The sequence below is a fragment of the Sneathiella sp. genome (assembly GCF_036844445.1).
Taxonomy (GTDB): Bacteria; Pseudomonadota; Alphaproteobacteria; order Sneathiellales; family Sneathiellaceae; genus Sneathiella.
In genome coordinates this window covers 12,090-32,070 of the sequence record NZ_DAIUFV010000006.1, presented here as the reverse complement: position 1 = coordinate 32,070, position 19,981 = coordinate 12,090, and the positions used below count along the sequence as shown (strand labels likewise).

Below are 19,981 nucleotides of genomic sequence, written 5' to 3'. Positions count from 1 at the left end.
GCCCATACCCTCCGCAAATCACAAAAAAACCCGGCGCGGACGCCGGGTTTTCCATGGGTGAATACCGGATCAGTAGCTGACCGGGCCAACCTTCTGCCATTTCTCGCCGACCACCTTATAGAGCGTCGCGCTGTTGTGCGGGTCGGGGCCGAGATGATCCTCAGCGGAGAAGCTGTAGACGGGGCCACCGAAGATCCCGGTGATATCCGTCATGCTTTCCAGCGCCTCGGCGACCTTCACGGCCGTCACGTCCTTGCCGGCTTTCTCGACCGCTTCGAGGAAGATATGCATCAGCTCATAGCCCGCGATCGACTGCAGAACCGGATCGGTGTCAAAGCGCTTGCGATAGGCCTCGATCCACGCCTTCACTTCCGGTGATGCGTCGTCATAGTAGGGGATCGGGGTCTGACCGGTGCCATAAAGACCTTCGGTCGAGCCCTTGGCGAGGGTGATATTTTCCGGAACATACCCGGCGGAGCTGACGACGAAAATCGGATCATAGCCGATTTTGCGCGCGGTCGCGACGCTGCCGATGGTTTCCGCGATAATGGTGCCGAGGCAGACGAGCTCGACGCCCTCAGACTTCAGCTGGGCTACCTGCGAGGAGAAGTCCTTCGCGCCGCGCTTGAAGTTGACTTTCACCACGGGCGGGAGGCCAAGCGCTGCCGCCTGTTCTTCACAGCCGAGCAGAACGTTCTTGCCGAAATCGTCGTCCTGATAGATCACGCCGACTTTCTTCACGCCGTTGTTTTCAACAAAATACTTCACCGCCGCCTGCATCTGGTCGCTATAGGGGGTGAAGAGCGAGAATTTCAGCTTGTGATAGGGCTCATACATTTCATTGGCGGCGGTCACCGGGAAGATATTCATAACCCCCATTTCCAGCGCCTTCGGCATCGTCACCATGTTGCCGGGCGTGCCGAGCGGGCCGATCAGCGCAAAGACCTTATCGCGCTGCAGCAGCTTGTCGCCGGCCTGCGCGGCCTTGTTCTGCTGATAGGCGGTGTCTTCAACGATCAGTTCGATCTGGCGGCCATTGACGCCGCCCTTGGCGTTGACTTCTTCCATCGCCATGCGCATCCCGTTGGTAACCGGCACACCCCAGAGGGCAACCGGACCCGACAGCGGCTGATGCGTGCCGAGTACGATCTTGTCGTCATACACCCCCTGATCAGCGAGGGCGGCAGTTGTCGTTCCGGCATAAGCCGTCGCCAGTGCCGCCGCCGCCACGAGCGATAACTGTAAGAAATTTCTACGTTTCATCCTTATTCTCCCGGTTAAATTCCCTGTTGGTTGAATGATACCTTACTTCAGAGTTTTCTGAAATGCCTCATGCATACATTGAATCAATCAGCTCTTTATACTTCTGATTGACGAATGCCCGCTTCAGTTTCATGGTCGGCGTCAGCTCCTCATCCTCGGCCGTCAGCACGTCCTCGATCAGGCGGAAGTCCTTGATGGTCTCCACCTGCGCGAAGTCCTTGTTCACATTCTCGACCTCGGCGCGGATCAGCTCAAGCACCTCCGGCGCCCGGCAGAGGCTCTGGAAATTGGTGAACGGCACGTTCCGGTCCTGTGCGTATTTCTCGACATTCTCATAGTCGATCATGATCAGCGCGGTGAGATATTTGCGCTTGTCGCCGATGACGACGGCATCGGAAATATAGGGGCTGAATTTCAGCTGGTTCTCGATTTCCGAGGGCGTGATGTTCTTGCCGCCCGCCGTGATGATGATGTCCTTCATCCGGTCGGTAATCTTGACGAAGCCGTTGTTGTCGATATAGCCGACATCGCCGGTATGCAGCCAGCCGTCATTCACCGTCTCCGCCGTTTTCTCCGGCTGGTTGAGATAGCCCATGAAGACATGCGGCCCCTTCAGCAGGATTTCGCCAGCGTCCGAGATCCGCACCTCCGTCTCCGGCACCGGCACGCCGACGGTGCCGAGCTTGAACTGGTCGGGACGGTTGCTGGTGGCAAGGCCGGCATTCTCCGTCTGGCCGTAGACCTCATACATATTGAGGCCGAGCGCGAGATACCATTTGATGAGGCCGGGCGCGATCGGCGCGGCGCCGGAGCCGAGATAATGCGCCCGGTCGAGCCCGAGCAGCCGCTTCACGTTGGTGAGAACGAGCTTGTCGCCAAGCCAGAAGGCGAATTTCTCCCACGCCGAGGGGGTTGTCCCGTTCAGCCGGTGTTCGGCTATCCGGTAGCCCGCCTTGATCGCCTGGTTATAGGCCCATTTCTGGAGCGCCGTTGCTTCCTTCAGCTGCAGCGTGATGGCGGAATAGAACTTCTCCCAGATACGCGGCACGGCGAAGAACACCGTCGGCGAGACTTCGCGGATATTCTCCGGCACGGTGTCCGGCCCTTCGACGAAATTGATCACCGAGCCTGAGAAAAGCGGCAGGAAAACGCTGAAGGAGCGTTCCGCCACATGGCAGAGCGGCAGGAAGGAGAGCTGCTCGTCATTGGGGCCGATATCGATAAAGCCGGTCAGGTTGGAGATCTGGAACATCACGTTGCGATGCGAGATCATCGCCCCCTTGGGCGGCCCCGTCGTGCCAGATGTATAGATCAGGATGGCGAGATCTTCGGGGCGCGAGAGCGCGACCTGCTCCTCCCAGAAATTCGGATGTTCCTGATGATACGCTTCGCCGAGCGCATAAAGCTCGTCGATGCTGATGACCATATCATCATGAAAATCGCGAAGCCCCTCCATGTCGAGCACGATGATCTTCAGAAGATCGGGCAGGCGCTCGCGCACTTCGAGGATCTTGTCGAGTTGCTCCTCATTTTCGGCAACGAAGATGCGCGTGCGCGAATCCTTGCAGAGATATTCGACCTGACGCGGGCTGTCGGTCGTATAGACGCCGTTGCTGACCCCGCCGACGCCCATCGTGCCCATGTCGAGATAGAGCCATTCGGGGTTGTTGTCGCTGAGGATCGAGACGGTTTCGCCCCGCTTCAGCCCGAGCGCGACGAGGCCAAGCCCTGCGGCCCGTGCCCGCTCGCCATATTCGCGCCAGGTGATGCTCTGCCAGATGCCGAGCTTCTTCTCGCGCATGGCAATTTTCTTGTCATGCTGTTTGACCCGCGTCCAGAAGAGCTGGCAGCAGGTTGATGCGCCATCGATAATGGTCGGGGGATAAGTCATTGCGTTCATGTCATTCTCCAGCCTCAGGCATTCCTAACGCCAGGTTTTCCGCTTTTTCCAGCGCCGCTTGCCGCGCACGCCGTGATCCTGGATACCCAGATAAAACTCGCGGATATCCTCCTTCTGCAGGAGATTCTCCGTCGTGTCCTCCATAACAATACGGCCAACTTCAAGGACATAGCCGAAGTCGGCGGTATGCAGGGCGATGTTGGCATTCTGCTCGACCAGCAGCATGGTCATCCCCTGCTCCACATTGAGCCGCTTGATGATGGCGAAAATCTCCTTCACGAGGCGCGGGCTGAGGCCGAGGCTCGGCTCATCCAGCAGCATCAGCTTCGGCCGCGCCATCAGCGCCCGGCTGATGGACAGCATCTGCTGTTCGCCGCCCGAGAGCTGTCCGGCCGGCTGCGTCCCCCGCTCCTTCAGGATCGGGAAATAGCTGTGCACCAGCTCGACATCCCGCGCGATGGCGTCGCGGTCGCTGCGCGTATAGGCGCCCATCATCAGGTTGTCATAGACCGAGAGGAACGGGAACACCTCCCGCCCCTCGGGCACATGGCTGATCCCCTGGCGCATCACCCAGTCGGGATCGCGCTTCTGGATTTCCTGCCCATCAAACTCGACCACCCCTTTTATCGGGTCCATGATGCCGCTGATGGTTTTCAGGATCGTCGTCTTGCCCGCGCCGTTGGCGCCGAGCACGGTGACAATCTGTCCCGGCCGCACATCGAGCGAGATCCCGCGGATCGCCATGATCGGCCCGTAGTAGGTTTCGATATTGCGGACTTTAAGAATTGCCTCGCTCATCTCTACTCTCCCAGATAGGCCTTGATGACTTCAGGATTTGTCTGCACTTCCTGCGGCGATCCATAGGCGAGCATCCGGCCATAGTTGAGCACCAGCACCCGGTCGGAGACTTCCGAGACGAGGCCCATGTCATGCTCGACCATCAGCACGGTGATGCCGAGATCCTTCTTGATGTCATCGATCCAGAAGGACATGTCCTGCGTCTCTTCCACGTTGAGGCCGGACGAGGGTTCATCGAGCAGGATCAGCTTCGGTTCCGTACAGAGCGCGCGGCCAAGCTCGACGACTTTACGCACGCCGTAGGGCAGGTTCGCGATCAGGCTCTCGCGATAATGCTGCAGATCAAGGAAATCGATGATCTCCTCAACCTTCTCGCGGTGCGCGATCTCGGCGCGCCGTACCGACGGAAGGAACAGCAGTTCCGACACCAGCCCCGTGCCGGCATGGCAATGCCGGCCGACCAGCAAATTCTGCAGCACCGTCGCATGCTCGAAGAGCTCGATATTCTGGAAGGTGCGGGCGATCCCGAGCTTTGCGATGGCATGGGGCGGCACGCGGGTGATATCCTGCCCATCGAAGGTCATCGTCCCTTCGCTGCTGTCATAGATCCGGCTGATGAGATTGAAAATCGTCGTCTTGCCGGCGCCGTTCGGCCCGATGATGGTGAAACACTCACCTTTTTTGATTTCGAAATTGACGCCATCGACTGCCTTAACGCCGCCGAAGTTGATCGCCAGATTTTCCGCTTTGAATAAACTCATTTCAACCGTTCCGACTTCATGTAGGCCTTTTGACGTTTGAAGGTCGATTTCTTGTAGATCGGGAACATCTGGAAATAATGCTTCACTTTCAGCCAGCGGCCATAGATGCCATAGGGCTCGAAAATGATCACCAGAACCAGCAGCAGGCCGAAGATAAACGGCTCGATCCCCGGCATCTGTGCAATCTCGGTCGGGACGTAATCCCGGGCGATCGCCAGCGCCTGCGGCAGGGCCAGCACGAACATCGCCCCGTAGACCGCGCCGTGGAGCGACCCGATCCCGCCGACAACGATGAGGACGAGGAATTCGATCGATTGCAGGACAGTGAAGCTCTCTGGCGACAGGAAGCCGAGCTTGTGCGCAAACAGCGCCCCGGCGAGACCGGTGACCCCTGCGCTGAGGCCGAAGGCGATCGTCTTAACCTGCGCGAGATTGACGCCCATGCTTTGCGCGGAGATTTCCGAATCGCGGATCGCAATCATCGCCCGCCCTGTCGGCGAGCGAAGAAGGTTGAGCGAGAACAGGATCACCAGGATGAGCAGCCCGAGGCAGAGGAAGTAGAACGGCACGCCGCTCCCGAAGTTGATGTCGCCGATATAGATCGATGCAACCAGCAGCCCCGTATAGCCGTTGGTCACGCTTTCCCAGCGCGAGAACACCTCTTCGATCACGATGGCGAAGGCGAAGGTGGCGATCGCGAGATAGATGCCGGTCAGCTTGAGAACCGGAATACCGACCACCACGCCGGCAATGCCTGCGAAAATTGCCGCGACCGGCATCGCCACGACGAAGGAGAAGACAATCGGCTCGTCCATGAAAGGAAGATGAATGCCGGCGCCCGTAAGCACCGCCTCCGTATAAGCGCCAATGCCGAAGAATGCGGCGTGACCGAGGCTGACAAGCCCGGTATACCCCGTCAGCAGCATCAGCCCGATGCCGGCGATGGCGAAAATATAGACCTGCGTCATCTGGCCGATGTAATAACCATCGAGCGCATATGGAGCGGCGAGAACCGCGAGCAGAAGAATACCGTACGACCAGTAATAGCCCGAATGCTTGGCGATGCGGATATCCTGATCGTAATCCGTCTTGAACAGAAACCGCATGATTTATACCCTTTTCCCGGTTCTCTCACCGAACAGCCCTTGCGGGCGCACCACCAGCACGATCAGCAGCACGACATAGGCTGCCACATTCTTGAAGCCCGGCGGCAGGTAGAACCCGGCCAGAGTTTCGATCACGCCGATGATCAGCCCGCCGACAACCGCGCCCGGGATGGAGCCGAAGCCCCCGAGAACCGCGGCAGGAAACGCCTTGAGGCCGATGAACCCCATATTGGCGTCAATCAGCGTCGTCGGCGCGAGAAGGATGCCCGCCGCCGCCGCAACGGCCGCGCTGATCCCCCAGATCATGGAAAAGACGGACTTGACCGGAATTCCCATATAGTAGGCGGCAAGCTGGTTCTGCGACGAGGCCTGCATGGCGACGCCGAGACGGGTATGGGTAAAGAACGCGTAGAGCAGCGCGCAGAGCGCGAAAGTGGCGACGATCACCGAAATGTCGGTTTCGGAAATCACCAGCGATCCCATGCTTTCCGGCACGAGCTGAATGCCGTCGCTGGAAAATGGCGTTGAAATCGCATAGGTTTCCGCGCCCCAGCCTGGCACCATTGTCGCCCCGCTTCTGGCCATGTAGCCAAAGCCGATCGTCACCATGATGATCGAGAACTGCGGCTGGCCAAGAACGGGCCGCAGAAACAGCCGGTCAACCAGGTTGCCCACGAAGAACATACAGACAATCGCGGCCGCCGCGCCGATCCAGTAGTTCCACCCGAGGATAAAAATGAAGGTATAGGCGAGAAAGGCGCCGAGCATCATCAATTCGCCTTGCGCAAAATTGACAACCTCTGTCGCCTTGTAGATCAGGACGAATCCCAACGCGACAAGAGCGTAGATACACCCGATGGATACGCCACCGACTACTAACTGCAAAAACTCAAACAGGATAGCCTCCCACTATTGTCCGGTTTTTCTTAGTTATTTTCCGCCGCACTTCGTTTCGGACTAATACAGCGATACCGCAAAGTATAGGCCGCCACCTGAAGTAGCGTCAATAAATCATTTATGTACGGCCAGTAATTTTTGTTCGCAACCGCAATATAAGTCTTATATTAAGTATTCAATACTTATTTTCAAATATGATATTTTTATTACTTTGTAATAGTAAATATTTATGCTTGATTTATACTTGCATATATTATAATAAATTGTATCAATTAGAAAGAGAATAGGAGCTGGAAAGAAGGGAGGCGGGGAGAGGAAAAACGCGCTCCTGTTGCATTGCAGCAAGATAATGCAACAGCCTGTGTGACGCGACGTCATCCCCCATGTGGATAAGCGGTCCGGGCACGTCCCGTTGACGCACCCGCACACAGCCGCTACCGGGGGAAATAAATCAGCGCCGGGCGCAGGTCCCACGCCAGGTGACAGCGTCAGGCGGAGCGCCCGACGAGCACGCAACCACCGACGATCAGCAGTGTTCCGACCACTCGCATCATCGTCACATTCTCGTTCAGCAGCAGCACGCCAAACAGCATGGTGACGACGAAGCCGAGCCCGACGAAAGGATAGGCGACGCTGAGATCGACCTTGGAGAGGACCCAAAGCCAGAGCGCAACACTGAGCGCATAAATGATCAGCCCGAGCCAGATAAAGGGGGAGATCGCCGCAGCAAGCACGCTCTCGACCAGGCCCGACTGCATCGCCGCCTGCATCTTCTCATCGGCGACGCCGAGCTTCAGCACCAGCTGCGCGCAGGCCGAGGCAAAAACGGTGAGCAGAATAAGACCCAGAACCAGAATGGACATTTCGGAATGTCTCCCCGTCAAAGCGTCGGCGCCGCGCGCCATGAAAAATCAGAATTCAAGATACTTCGCCACGAAAAGGACGACAACAAAGGTCACCCCAACGAGCTGGCTCGCCCGATCCTTGATGGCGAAAACCACCGGATCGTCCGGAATCTCCCCGCGGCGCGCGCAGGTCCAGATATGGTTGCCCCAGAACAGCACGATCAGGCAGAGCAGCCAAAGGATCTCGGGCCGCTCATAGGAGATCAGCACGAAGGGGCTGTTGATATAAAGCGAGAGAATGACCACCGCGGCCGTAAAATTGCTGACGCCGAGGATAAACATCGTTTCCTTGTCGCCCGCCGCATACCCGCGGCCGCGCACCTGCCCCGTCGCTTCGGGCAGCGCCGCTACCTCGATATAGCGCTTCATGAAGGCGAGGCTGACGAAAATAAAGACGGAGAAGGCGAGCAGCCAGGAGGAGAGCTCGAGTCCCGACGCCGCACCTCCCGCCACGACGCGGAGCGTATAAAGAATGGCCAGCGTCACGACATCAACCGTCGTCAGCCGCTTGAGATAGAAGGAATAGGCGTTGGTCAGGATAAAATAGAAGAGGAGTACCGCGAAGAAGCTCGGCGGCAGCAGGACCAGCGCCATCCCGAAGGCGAACAGCGGAAAGCCGACCGCTCCCGCGATGCCCAGCGAGAGGGGTAGCGCACCCGAGGCAATCGGTCGATAGCGCTTGCTGCGGTGGCGGCGATCCTCCTGCAGATCAAGGAGATCGTTCAGGAAGTAGACACCGGACGCGCAAAAGCTGAAGCAGATGAACGCAAACAGTGTCGCGATAAAATGCTCCATGTCCTGATATTCATGGGCGGTGATGAGCGGCACGAACACGAGGACATTCTTCGCATACTGATGCGGCCGCATTTCCTTGACGAAGGCTTTCCAGACGGAGGCGCCGGATGTCGCCTTCCAGGCCAGCTTGCCCTCGCGCTCCGCCTCGGCGATATTGGCTGCCGGCGCGTTCACCATGATGTTGACCTTTGCGGCGCGCCAGATGGGAGTATCCGCCGCACTGTCGCCGGCATAGGCAAACTCGACATCGCCGATCTCCTCGCGGATGGCGGCGAGCTTGTTGTCGCCCTTCAGGTTATGGTTATTCTCCGTCGCCATGACGCGATCGAAGATACCGAGATGCTCGGCCACCTGTTCGGCATATTTGCGATGCGTTGCCGTCGCAAGAATGAGCTCCTTGCCTTCGCCTTTCAGCTTTTTGAGATACGCGACAAGCCCTTCTTCATAGGGAAGATATTTCGCATCGATATTGATACGCTCGGCCACCTTCTGCTTGGCATAGGCGCGACTTACCAGCAACCAGCGGATCAGATTGATGATCTTGAAGGGATTGCCTTTCAGATAGCGCAGCAGCGACTCGACGAAGAGATCGCTTCGCACCAGCGTCCCATCGAGATCGACCACGACATGCTTCACAGATTTCAACAATGGATTCCGTTCCCCCTTCCTTGCACACGACAGGCAACATTGTGCAATTCCACAGTGCAGATGTTTTCGGCCACTATAGAAAATCCGCTTTTAACGGGAAATCCTTAATTTTAACTTTCTTTTTCCCATTCATAGTTAAGATTGTTAAAAGTTCAGGCGCGGGCTTGGAGCGCAATGGTATATGTAGATGTCGCAACCGCGACGCGTTGGAGTGGGTAAAAGGTGACAGGCATTGGACATAAATCCCGCAAATCGAGGCATTTTACCCTCCTTTTGCTGCTCGTCAGCATGGCCCTCGTTTTCAGGATTGCGCATCAGGAGACGCTCTCCTACTGGTTGGATGAAGGTTATACGGCGTGGTTCGCCGATCTTTCGCTGCGCGATATCTGGTTCTGGCTGCCGAGTATAGAGGCGCATCCGCCTCTCTATTACTCTCTGGTCAAGCTTTGGGGTCTTGTCGCCGGCGACGCCTCAAACCTCTGGCACCGCTCGCTTTCAATTGTCATCAGCCTGCTGCTTGTCGTCAGCGGCTATTTCACGACACGAAAGGCGGCCCGGCTTCTTGGCCAGAACGGCGAGCGCGCAGCGCTTTTTAACAGCTTTTTGCTCTGCTTTACGCCGGTCATCGTCTGGTATTCGCTGGAAGCACGGCCCTACATCCTGATGTACCTCGCCTACTCGCTCGCGCTTCTCGGCATAATGTATATTTATGCCGACAGCAGCGGCCGGAAGCTGAAGGGATGGGTTCTCTTTTCCATCGGCGCGGCCCTCACCAACTGGTCGCATCATCTGGGCGGTCTGTTCAGCGCGATGCTCTATTGTGCGCTCGCACTCCACTGGATGATCGACCGCCGGTTTGACGCCGGTTTTCTGCTTCGGCTCATCGGCTCCGCGCTCCTCGTTTTTCTCGTCTCGATCCCTCTCGCCTTGCAGATCTACCGTCAGCTTTCGCGTTGGAGTACGTCGAGCTGGGTGGCCGAGCCGAGCCTGATGAATGTCGCCTTCGCTCTCCGCCGGGTGATGGGGTTCGGCTTCTCGGATCGGTACGTCGACCTTGCTTTCGGCAACCTTGCGATTATCCACGCCGTCCGCGTCGGCGTCGGACTTTTCACCGGGCTGCTCTCCATCGCGCTCGCGCTCTATGGCTTTTACCGGATGATGCAGGCGCGGCGCTATTCGTTCGTCGCTTTCTTTCTGCTGGCCTGCTTCGGCATGCCCATACTCACCATCGCGATCTCGATCATCGGCCCAAACATATTTATCGAGCGCATCCTAGTGCCGGGGCTCATCCCCTTCTGCATGCTGCTCGCTTTGGCCCTTGGATACCTCGATAACCGCGCGCTTCGCATTGCAATCAAAGGCTTTTATATTCTCTTCCTCTCGGCCGGCGTTTATGCGACATTCAAGGCAGGAGAGAAAGAGCCGTGGGATAAAATTGTCTCTCACCTTTCCGCCGAGGTCGGGGAGAACGATGTTGTCCTGCTGTTGCCGAACGATCTTTATCTGCCGGCCCGCCTCTATGTGACGGATCCGCATCTCGCGGCGCGCATCAAAAGTGTGCCGGCGCCCTACCCCGCTGTCGGCTACTCCGATTTTTATCCCGATGGCTTTCCCGCCGTCCCCGGCATCCGCCCGGAAGACGCCGAGGCAGTGCGTGCCCTCATCGACGGTAAGGCGCGCGTGTTTCTCGTCACGCGTCTTGAACGGCTTTTCGATCCACTTCATGTCACCCGCACCCTGCTGGAGGCCGACTACATCGAAATCTCCGGGCAGGAGTGGGGCGACATCCAACTCGACGTTTTTGAGAGGCGGCCAGATGCCTAGGTCGCGGCGCGTGTCACGCCTTGCGAGCCAGTCAGAAACCGCTCGCACCTGGCAGCCGTCCTGTCGTCGTAACATACAGGAAACAGACGGCTATGCCGCCATTGCGCGAAATGACGCGAAATTTCTTTAAGGCCCTTTCAATTATTTTCCGATAATATATTGGAAGATCGACAGTTTAAAGTCAGCTTACACATCTGCTGGCTGAAATAGGACAGAGCCGATTGCAAGACGAGGTCATGGCTGGCAGCCCGCCAGCTCAGGCGCTTGTCACGTAGAATTGAGTTTTGAGGGTAGGGTGAGGTAGCTTCTGATGGTGCGAACTTTGAGCATTGGCGCGTGCGCCGTTTTCACATTTCTGGCCCTGTTGCTGATTTTAAGCAGAATTCCACTCCTCAATACGCTCGACCCCTATATTCAGCTTCTGGCTGCTCTTGTCATTTGCCTTTCTGTCATTAGATGGGCAGCAAACATCAGGAACGTTGCCAGCGCTTTGTCGGCTATCCTGGCGTTTGCGCTGGTTATTGTCGCGTGGGCTTACGCGACGAGTTGGCTTTATTCGCCAGGTGATGATGATTATGGCTATCATATATGGGCAGTTTGGGAACTGGCGAACGGCTGGAAGCCATTCGAGACCGCAAACGATAACATTTGGCTGGATTCCTATCCGAGCGGTATTTACGTCCTAGAGAGCTATATTGTCGCGACGACAAAACTGCTGTTGTCCGGACAGTCGCTTACCATCGGCTTGATCGTCGTAGTCGCCCTTCAGTCTTTCGCGTTTTTTGATCAGCATATCGCACCGCATCTGAACCGCTTCAGAACCATCGCAGGCCTGATATTCTCGGCATTGATCGTCGCCAATCCGGTGGTTTTGCTGCAAGTAATGACCCATTATGTAGATGCCCCGCTGTATCTCATGGGCGCGGGGTTAATACTATTTTTACTCGCCGATACATTCCAGCCAAACAAGCTTGATAAACTCGGTGCGATCTGTTGCATCCTCCTCATGGTCAATACAAAGTCTGCAGCACTCTACTTTACACCGCTAATTGTCATTGCCGCCTTCATCTCGTCACTTGTTCTTGACCCTGAAAAACAAGGGTTCATCACGCGCGCCTTCAACTGGGTCACCAGGAAAGGCGCCGGCTACGCACTTGTCTTCTTCTTCGGCGTTCTGGTGATTGGATACAAGCCTTTCGTCACAAACTATCTGGATCACGGGAAGTTTCTCTACCCCGCCGTCGATCAGATCATGAAAGGGAACGTGCCTGAAAATATACTGACGCTGCCGGCGCCGGCGAAATTTATATACGGGATCGGCGCTGTCACTGGCGAAAGCTACTGGCCGACGCCGTTCCATGCACCGATCACGCTCAAAGTTCCCGGCACGTTTAACATCGATGAATTCAAGCATTTGCGTTACGACACACGCCGTGGCGGCTTTGGCCCGCTCTTCAGCCTTGCGCTAATTGCCTCCATTCTGACGTGGGCGGCGGCCATCGTCTCTCGTCCCCGCACATCCGATCCCGCTGGTCGCAAGGCCGGCGTGATCGGGACATTTTCGCTTGCCATTCTTGTCGGATGCGCTTTTTTTCCCGAGTCATGGTGGGCGCGTTACGTGCCCTTCGTATGGATGAGTGCCGTGCTTTTCTCCGCCTCGTCGCTGGTCGTTGCCGGCAAGGGAGCAGCGATTATTTTTTCTCGCGCATGCCTGATCGCATCTGTTGTGGCCTTTTTCCTTTGCACACTGGCGGCCGTCGGCGGCGCTGTTCGGCAAAATTACAAGACCTACTACAAAGTCCTTGCGCTCTCCCATCTCGCAAAATACCCACTCGTCGAGGTCTACCCGGAGAAAGATCTGCGGATCTCAACGGACTTTCAATCCACAACGATTACAAGCGCCGGAGAGGTATGGGGCAGGCTGATTGAAGAACAGGGAGCAACCGTAGAAATAATAAAGAAATACGGGAATGATGTCCCGGGTTATGAGACGCGGTGCAAACCGTTTGGCTGGCTCGATGCGGACGTTCTCTGGTGCGTTCCCTCAACTGAAAACTGAGAGCACGCATAGCTTGGATACTCTTTCTCTCGCTTCATATAGCCGAATCGAGGACCTTTTCTCGGGGCATACGGTACAACATGATTAACGAGAGCAGCAGCATAAGACCGCCAAAATAAATATAGGATTGAACGATATTCCAGGGTGCTAGGCGCAACGTGTATTTTTCAACAATGAAGTAAAAATAGTTTGAAACCAGTAGATAGCTGCCACTTACGAGCGCTACTGCAATAGCGGTTTGCCAGCTCGGCGACGTCCGAAATGCACTGATCGCGATCATCAACGCCACGATAATTACCGGCCACAAAGCACCGTAATGATGCTCCCAGGCAATCGGCGAAGCGATGGTTGAGACCACCAGCATCACAGAAAAATCAAGAACTTCGGAACATTTGCCGCGGCGAGTTTTGTTCTCCCCGCTGTCACGTCGAGAAACATAGATAAAAAAGAGAGCGATAACGATCAGCACCGCAGTTGAAACCAGTGTGCCGATATAGACGATCCCGTTATATGGCGCAAAATCGGCGGTTGAGAAGACCATAGGGTCCGCGCCGCTTAGCAAGCGATTGAGCAGCCCGTTCATGCTCTGGTTCGGCCAGTAGACCTCGCCATGGCGACCGATAAAGGAGATTACGGAGACGTAATCCAGATGCGCCTGCCATCCGAAAACATAGAGCGAGGCGACACCCGCCGGCACGAAAACCGCGATCATGCCGCGCGTAAATCGATGCTGCCGACGCAGCAGCGACCAGACAAGGAACAGAAGGAACTGGGGCTTTATGAGAGCGGCAAACGCGATCAGTACGCCTGCTATCGTTTTCCTATCGACGACCAATGCCCACATGGCGAAGCATACGATCATATTCAGAAACACCTGAACCTGGCCAAGATATATTCCAAAGACGATCGGATAGTAGGTCAATGTTCCGACTAGACTGAGACCGAACGCGAAAACATTCCAGCCTTTGTTTGAAAAGCCCGTCCCATAGAAAAGCGCGGACGCTGCCAGGATGATGCGATAGATGACATAACCGGAGATCAAAACTGCCGCAATCGCAAGATAGCCCATATAGTAAAAGAAGACTTCCTCTTCTACATTGGCGGCAACAAACGGCATGATCGGCAAAAGACTGATGGGCGGATATTGAAACTTGATCGTATCGCCGAAAAAGACAGTCTGATAAAGATCAGAATCGGGTTCGAATAGCCTCACCCATGCCGCGTAGTACATTGGCCCCCATGAATCATTCCACGACCCGTCATTCCCCGCAATTATTCCGAACAGCTTGATTTCATATCCATATGACCGGAAGTAAAAAAGGAGGTCTTTGCATAGGCTTATCAATACAAGCCCCGCGAGAAGCAGGAGAAAGGTCAGGCCAGCTCTCTCCATAGTCGATAGTTTGTTGTATGGGGGCATACTCTTTTTGTCCCGAAGACGAATACGTAGCAATAGACGCTTACCGCGGCGGTGACAGCCGGGTTGCACAGCACAATTCTACGATCAAATTGGTTAATTAAAAACAAACAATTGGGTGCGTCATCATGCGGCCACGACGATAGGGCTGTTCAAACCGCGTGTTGCCTGCTGCCATCCCCTATAAACATCTATCTGTTATAACCGGAAAAATTTTCATGCGCACCCGCCTCCCGGCCGGGCTGCTGCGCCAAACATGTGGAAAGCCAGGGAATGGCTGCAAGCATTATGAAGCCCCCGAACAGGTTATACGATTGCAGGAGATTTACCGGGGGATTGGCGAATTCTTCCGAATCCGCAAAATCGAGATAATTTGCGACGAAGTAATAGCTTACCGCCAGCAGGAGAAGCAGCAATTGGGAACGGCGACCATTCGTCTCGACGGCGTAATTAACCGCAAGAAGAAAGAGCACGAAGTAGGGAAGCAATAGAACGCCATAGTGATGGTACCATGCCACTGGCGACGCGATGGTGCAGATCAAAAGCATAAAGGATACATCCAACACGGAGGCGGTATGCCGAAATTCGGTAGATTCCTGGGTTCCACCCCCCGCCTTGAAGAAAAGACCAAACAAAATAAGCACGACGGTTGAAACTAACGTCCCATAGTGAACGATAATGTTGTAGGGAGCAAACGTCTTCAGCGTCCAGGTCAAGGAAGTTACATCCACGAGCAAACGGTTGAGTAGGCCGTTTATACTCTGATTAATCCAGTAAACCTCTCCATGCTTACCGATATGCGATAACACGCGAAGGTAATCGACATGCTCTTTGAAACCGAAAATACCAAGCGAAATAAGTCCTGCCGGAACGAAGACAAGCATCAAACCGTAGGCAAATTGCTTCTCTTTACGAAGCAACGCCCAGATTAAAAACAGTGCGAATTGAGGCTTGATGAGTGCTGCCAATGCAATCATCGCGCCGGCGGCAAATTTCCATCTTTTAACCCAGCATAGAAAGCCAAAAGCAATGAAAAGATCGATTATTATCTGGATCTGTCCGATATACTGCCCGCCAATGATTGGATAAAATGAATAGACGGCAAGGAGCGAGATAATCAGGATTGCGGCTTTTTCCCGAAACGAAAGCGGTGCAGCCCCGAAAGTCTTTTCGATTACCTCAATGCAGAGATAATAAAGGCAAACAAAAATTCCAATGATCGACAGGAAGCAAGCTAAGTTGGCTACGTGACCGAGCATTACCCCATCCATCCCCAGTTTCGTTCCCACCATGAAAGGGAGAATAGTAATTGGCGGATATTGGAATTTAATGTTCCTGTCGAAAAAAACGGTCTGGAAAATATCAACATGCTGATGACGCGCAACCATTGCTTCGTACATGGGCCACCAGGAGTCGTGATGAACCAGATTCAGTTGCAGGACCGACCATGTAATTTCTGCTACGTAGCGCTCGCCAATCATAAAGTCCAAGACGATTTTCGCGATCCCTAGGGCGACAACACCACCGACGTACAAAACAAACAGTCTTATCAAATGCCCTTTTTTGTCCGCTTGCGCAGTCAAATTCATAATCTATACCAAATCTTTTGTTGCTCCCTCGCCCCGCGGAATCGTTCACTCCAGCATGAGCTGATCAAAAAAAACCATAACACATTGTTGATATATATGCAAAATAACCACCGGCGTCGTTGAATCCGCTGCTTTCCCGAACCGCGACGACAGCGCCTCGGTCTGGTCGCTATGCTTAACCATATTTTATCCCATGACTGCAATGGTGTTTCGGAATTGTTCACGATTGGCCCCGCATGACAAAAAATCTCGATACCGCGATCGCCGCCATATATGTCTTTCTCGCCTTCCTGCTGGCGGCGAGCCGTTTTGCGAGCGAGGCATTTCACCCGCCACTTGTCTTCATCGGCATCGCGCTGATCGCAACGCTCGCCGTTGCGGGCTTGGTCAAGGGGCGGGGCGGAATGATCACCGGGCTTGTCGCGATCCTGCTGTTTGCGGCGCTGCTGCTCGCCGCAAGCGTTGCGACGCGCCCCTTCTATGATCCGGGCTTTGACGGATATGCCTATCACTTGAGCGCGATATGGGATATTGGCGCGGGCTGGAATCCGTTTCGCGCCCCCCATCCGAATATCTGGGTCGATTCCTATCCCAACGGATATTGGGTGCTGCAATCCTACATCGTCAGCCTGACCGGGATCCTGCTCGCGGGTCAGACGCTGACGATCGGTCTTGCCGCCGTTCTTTTCCTGCACTCCTTCCGCTTCTATCAAGCCTGTGGCCCGGACGTCGTACCGCGCTTTCCCGCTCTCCCGGCGCTGCTGTTCGCTGGCGTCCTCGCCGGCAACCCGGTGGTGATCGGGCAGCTCCTCACCCATTATGTCGATGCGCCGCTCTATCTCATCGGCATGTCGATGGCACTCTTTTTACTGCAGGGCGCCCTGTCGGGCCAGACTATTGCGACACTCGGCGCCGCCGCCTGCATCATCCTGACAGTGAATACGAAAACCGCGGCGCTATACTATGTGCCGCTGATCGTTGGCGCTGTGTATCTTGCGGATCTTGTCCGCCGATGGGGCGACGCGGATCGGCTCCGCCGCGCCCTTGCCAACCTGAAACGATACGGCCTTCTATACGGCGCGGCGTTTATCGTCGCGGTGGTTGCTGTCGGCTACAAACCCTATGTCACGAATGTGACCGACCACGGGCAACTCCTCTATCCCTCGGTCGGCAACATCATGAAGGGGAACGAGCCGGCGAATGTTGTGCCGCTCTCCCCTCCGGCGAAGTTTTTCTACGGCGTCTTCGGCCGGACGGCGCATAGCGAATGGCCTATCGATGCGCCGGTCGAGCTGAAAATCCCCGGCACTTTCGAGCTCGACGAGTTCAAGCTGCTGCGCTTCGATACCCGCCGTGGCGGCTTCGGCCCGTTCTTCAGCCTCGCCTTCCTCGCCGCCATCGCTGCCTTTGGTGCGGCGCGTCTGATTGCGGGGCGGGGCGCGGCGCCTCAAGCGGCTTTACGCATGGCCGACAGCCTTGCAATTTTCAGCGCCGGCCTGCTTCTCATATCCATGTTTTTTCCGGAAAGCTGGTGGGCCCGATATGTGCCCTTCGCGTGGGCAATTCCGGTTCTGCTGACCGTGGCGGCACTTTTTCCGGCTGTCTCAGGTGCGCCGCGGCTCGTGGTGCGCGCTCTTGTCCTTGTCACGCTGCTTGCCCTTTGCGGCAATCTCCTCGCCGCGACGGCCGGCGCGTTTCGCGAGGGCCGCCTCCTCTATAATCGCATGCAGCAGATTGAAAAGCTGGACGCCTACCCTAGTATCAAGCTGTTGATGTTTTATGATCCTCCGGCCATTCAGGATCAGCATTCATTTACGACCCAGAGCGGCCTTTCGGTCTGGACCCGGTTGCTGGCCGATCGCGGCATCGCGACGGAAATAACCCGCGAACTCACGCAGTTCGACTGTGATATAGCGGATTATCTGAATGGCGGCGTCTACTGGTGCATCGTGATTGACGATATGCAGCCATCGGCGCCTTGAGGCCGTCCGCCTCGACTTCCTCTCGGGGGTGTATCTGGACGAAAGGAAGCGACATGAGTATAGAGATGGATACCTTCGAGAAAGCCAAGCTCAACCCAAGCTCGGTTTTCGATACGCCCGAGGAGGTGACCGCGAGCAGCGATTTCACGCTGGAACAGAAAGTCGAAATTCTTCGCAACTGGGCCTATGACGCGAATGAACTCCTGGTTGCCGAGGAAGAGAATATGGGCGATGGCGAGCCGGCCATGCTGGGGCGCATTCTGAAAGAACTGAACCGGCTCGGCGGCGGCCATGATTCCAGCCACTCCCCCGCCCACAAGCAGGGCGGCATCGCCCGCGAGGATGTCGGCAAAAAGTAAATCCACGAAGCGGGCAGTCCGCTGAGACGCGGACGGCCCCTTTCCCGCTTCCTCTCCGGCGCGAAAAGTGTCATGGTGGATCCGGTCAGTTATTTGACGCCGTTTGGAGAGGGTGTGAGATGGGTGACGATGGCATCAGTTTCGAGAGCGCGAAGCTTAATCCGAGTGCAGCCTTTGGGACCCCGGAGAAAGTCGCAGACTATCCGGCCTTTACCCTTGATCAGAAAATAGAGATCCTGCGCCGCTGGGCGTATGATGCGAATGAACTGTCGGTCGCCGAGGAAGAAGGCATGGGGGCGGGAGAGCCCTCGCTCACCGATCGCGTCTACAAGGAACTCAACCGGCTGACCGGCGGCTTTCGCAGCGATATCTCGCCGCCGACAAAGCACGGCGGCGTGCCCCGCTCGCGCCTGTCATAACGCGCCTAACGCCGCGCCGTCAGGATGGCCCGGTCGTCCACCATCAGAAGCAGCGCACCGGTTTCATCGATGCGAAAGCGGTTTACCGATGACAGCGCCTGCAGGAACGCATGCTCCTGCTTCATCAGCGGCTCGGCGCAGGCCATCATCGTGCCGACCAGCGGACCGATGGTGATTTTCCCCTCCCCGTCGATGGTGAAATTTCCGCCATAGCCATTGCAGCCGGATGTGCCGGCGATATTGCCCTCGCCCGTCACGGAAATGGTGATGTGGCTGTTGTCGACGAGACGCTGCCCGTTGACATCCTCAACTTGCCATTCCGCGTCGGTCAACAGATCCATCGTCTCCCCGCCGCAGCCCCGCAACCGCTCGGTCGCTGTCGTGAGCTCCACTTTCTGCGGATACGGGCGACCGCTCATATCATCCTCACACATACCGTCCTGAACGGTGAGGGTGAGCGCAAAGCGGGGAAATTCATAGCGATAGGCGCCGCTCTCAATCGTCGGTGCCGGCAGCGGCAGATCGAGCGTCTCGGAGCCGTAGTTGAGCGTGAAGGATGCCCGCCCGTCCTTGATGGCAACCAGCCAGCCGGGTTCATTTCCCCGCGCCGTCCAGCCGGCGGTCTCCGCGGCCCTGATGTCGCACTCGACATACTCCCGATCATCGATCTTGACGCGCGCCTTCGTGCCCTTGTTCCAGATCATGACGCGGCCATCGGCGCTCTCAAAGCGCGCACCGGAGGCGGAGATCGTTTGCGGCAGTTCGATAATATTCTCGCCCGTATCAAGCCACGCCATGCCGTCTTCGAACTCAAGGCGGAACGTCCGGTCAATGCAGGTCATGACATGCGCAAAATCCGAAGCGACATAGCCTTTGAGGAGGATGTCGCCGAGATCATAGGGCGCATGACCCGGCGGAATATCGTGGCGCTCGCTCATCCAGCGCCTCTTGCCGTTCATCAGGATCGATACCTGCAGGCTCGCGCGCACATCGGCGGGAAGCGTAAGCCGGAAGGGAAGCGGCACCTGTTCCCCGTTCGTTATATGGCGCTCCGCGGCGAGCGGCGTCTTTTCAAACCCCGTCGCCTCGACCACCAGCTCCGCGCCCGGCGGCAGCGCGATGCGTTCGCGGTAGCTGGCGCTTCCCGTGACGTCGCGCGTCTCCGCTGCACCGGCAGGCACCGTCACAACGACCAGCACCAGCGGCAAGAGATATCGCAATAATGTTGTCCGGATCATTCCCCCATCCTTTCATGGAGA

Annotated in this window: 16 protein-coding genes; 5 read left to right on the top strand and 11 right to left on the bottom strand. The window is 56.3% G+C overall.

What is annotated here, in order from left to right:
* Window positions 1–69: 69 nt before the first annotated feature.
* From V7Z56_RS12410 to V7Z56_RS12375, 8 genes are all read right to left on the bottom strand, one after another.
* Window positions 70–1,263: an ABC transporter substrate-binding protein gene (locus tag V7Z56_RS12410; RefSeq protein ID WP_334129819.1), complete on the bottom strand. Its 1,194-nt coding sequence runs from the start codon at window positions 1,261–1,263 to the stop codon at window positions 70–72.
* A gap of 67 nt (window positions 1,264–1,330) precedes the next feature.
* A complete protein-coding gene (locus V7Z56_RS12405; RefSeq protein ID WP_334129818.1) occupies window positions 1,331–3,163 on the bottom strand; it encodes an AMP-dependent synthetase/ligase in 1,833 nt (610 codons plus the stop codon).
* A gap of 24 nt (window positions 3,164–3,187) precedes the next feature.
* Window positions 3,188–3,961, bottom strand: coding sequence for an ABC transporter ATP-binding protein (locus V7Z56_RS12400; RefSeq protein WP_334129817.1), 774 nt, complete (start codon window positions 3,959–3,961; stop codon window positions 3,188–3,190).
* 2 nt (window positions 3,962–3,963) lie between these two features.
* Window positions 3,964–4,722 carry an ABC transporter ATP-binding protein gene (locus tag V7Z56_RS12395; protein ID WP_334129816.1) on the bottom strand — a complete coding sequence of 253 codons (759 nt, stop codon included), beginning with the start codon at window positions 4,720–4,722 and terminating at the stop codon, window positions 3,964–3,966.
* Window positions 4,719–5,828, bottom strand: a complete 1,110-nt coding sequence (locus tag V7Z56_RS12390) for a branched-chain amino acid ABC transporter permease (protein ID WP_334129815.1) — start codon at window positions 5,826–5,828, stop codon at window positions 4,719–4,721. Before V7Z56_RS12390 ends, V7Z56_RS12395 begins: the two co-directional genes overlap by 4 nt.
* A 3-nt stretch (window positions 5,829–5,831) precedes the next feature.
* On the bottom strand, window positions 5,832–6,725 hold the full coding sequence (locus tag V7Z56_RS12385) for a branched-chain amino acid ABC transporter permease (protein ID WP_443023808.1): 894 nt from the start codon (window positions 6,723–6,725) through the stop codon (window positions 5,832–5,834).
* A gap of 488 nt (window positions 6,726–7,213) precedes the next feature.
* Entirely contained in the window at window positions 7,214–7,588 is a 375-nt protein-coding gene (locus V7Z56_RS12380; RefSeq protein ID WP_334129813.1) for an SMR family transporter, read from the bottom strand.
* A 48-nt stretch (window positions 7,589–7,636) separates the two neighbouring features.
* Window positions 7,637–9,061, bottom strand: coding sequence for a UbiA family prenyltransferase (locus tag V7Z56_RS12375; protein WP_334129981.1), 1,425 nt, complete (start codon window positions 9,059–9,061; stop codon window positions 7,637–7,639).
* Between the two features lie 234 nt (window positions 9,062–9,295).
* Here V7Z56_RS12375 and V7Z56_RS12370 point away from each other — a divergent pair, with 234 nt between their 5' ends.
* The gene (locus V7Z56_RS12370; RefSeq protein WP_334129812.1) at window positions 9,296–10,897 is read left to right on the top strand and encodes a glycosyltransferase family 39 protein; all 1,602 of its coding nucleotides are present in this window, start codon (window positions 9,296–9,298) and stop codon (window positions 10,895–10,897) included.
* A gap of 310 nt (window positions 10,898–11,207) precedes the next feature.
* Entirely contained in the window at window positions 11,208–12,956 is a 1,749-nt protein-coding gene (locus V7Z56_RS12365) for a hypothetical protein (RefSeq protein WP_334129811.1), read from the top strand.
* Window positions 12,957–12,990: 34 nt separating this feature from the next.
* On the opposite strand, the gene V7Z56_RS12360 is transcribed toward V7Z56_RS12365, so the two are convergent.
* Together V7Z56_RS12360 and V7Z56_RS12355 are read right to left on the bottom strand one after the other, a co-directional pair.
* Window positions 12,991–14,187, bottom strand: coding sequence for a glycosyltransferase family 87 protein (locus V7Z56_RS12360; RefSeq protein ID WP_334129810.1), 1,197 nt, complete (start codon window positions 14,185–14,187; stop codon window positions 12,991–12,993).
* A gap of 377 nt (window positions 14,188–14,564) precedes the next feature.
* Window positions 14,565–15,962 carry a glycosyltransferase 87 family protein gene (locus tag V7Z56_RS12355; RefSeq protein ID WP_334129809.1) on the bottom strand — a complete coding sequence of 466 codons (1,398 nt, stop codon included), beginning with the start codon at window positions 15,960–15,962 and terminating at the stop codon, window positions 14,565–14,567.
* 236 nt (window positions 15,963–16,198) lie between these two features.
* Here V7Z56_RS12355 and V7Z56_RS12350 point away from each other — a divergent pair, with 236 nt between their 5' ends.
* The 3 genes from V7Z56_RS12350 to V7Z56_RS12340 all read left to right on the top strand — a co-directional run bounded on the left by V7Z56_RS12350 (window position 16,199) and on the right by V7Z56_RS12340 (window position 18,722).
* Window positions 16,199–17,944, top strand: coding sequence for a hypothetical protein (locus tag V7Z56_RS12350; RefSeq protein ID WP_334129808.1), 1,746 nt, complete (start codon window positions 16,199–16,201; stop codon window positions 17,942–17,944).
* Window positions 17,945–17,997: 53 nt separating this feature from the next.
* Window positions 17,998–18,303 carry a hypothetical protein gene (locus V7Z56_RS12345; protein WP_334129807.1) on the top strand — a complete coding sequence of 102 codons (306 nt, stop codon included), beginning with the start codon at window positions 17,998–18,000 and terminating at the stop codon, window positions 18,301–18,303.
* A 119-nt stretch (window positions 18,304–18,422) separates the two neighbouring features.
* The gene (locus tag V7Z56_RS12340) at window positions 18,423–18,722 is read left to right on the top strand and encodes a hypothetical protein (protein ID WP_334129806.1); all 300 of its coding nucleotides are present in this window, start codon (window positions 18,423–18,425) and stop codon (window positions 18,720–18,722) included.
* A 5-nt stretch (window positions 18,723–18,727) separates the two neighbouring features.
* Here the strand turns inward: V7Z56_RS12340 and V7Z56_RS12335 are convergent, their stop codons facing one another.
* The gene (locus V7Z56_RS12335; RefSeq protein ID WP_334129805.1) at window positions 18,728–19,960 is read right to left on the bottom strand and encodes an META domain-containing protein; all 1,233 of its coding nucleotides are present in this window, start codon (window positions 19,958–19,960) and stop codon (window positions 18,728–18,730) included.
* Between the last annotated feature and the right edge of the window lie 21 nt (window positions 19,961–19,981).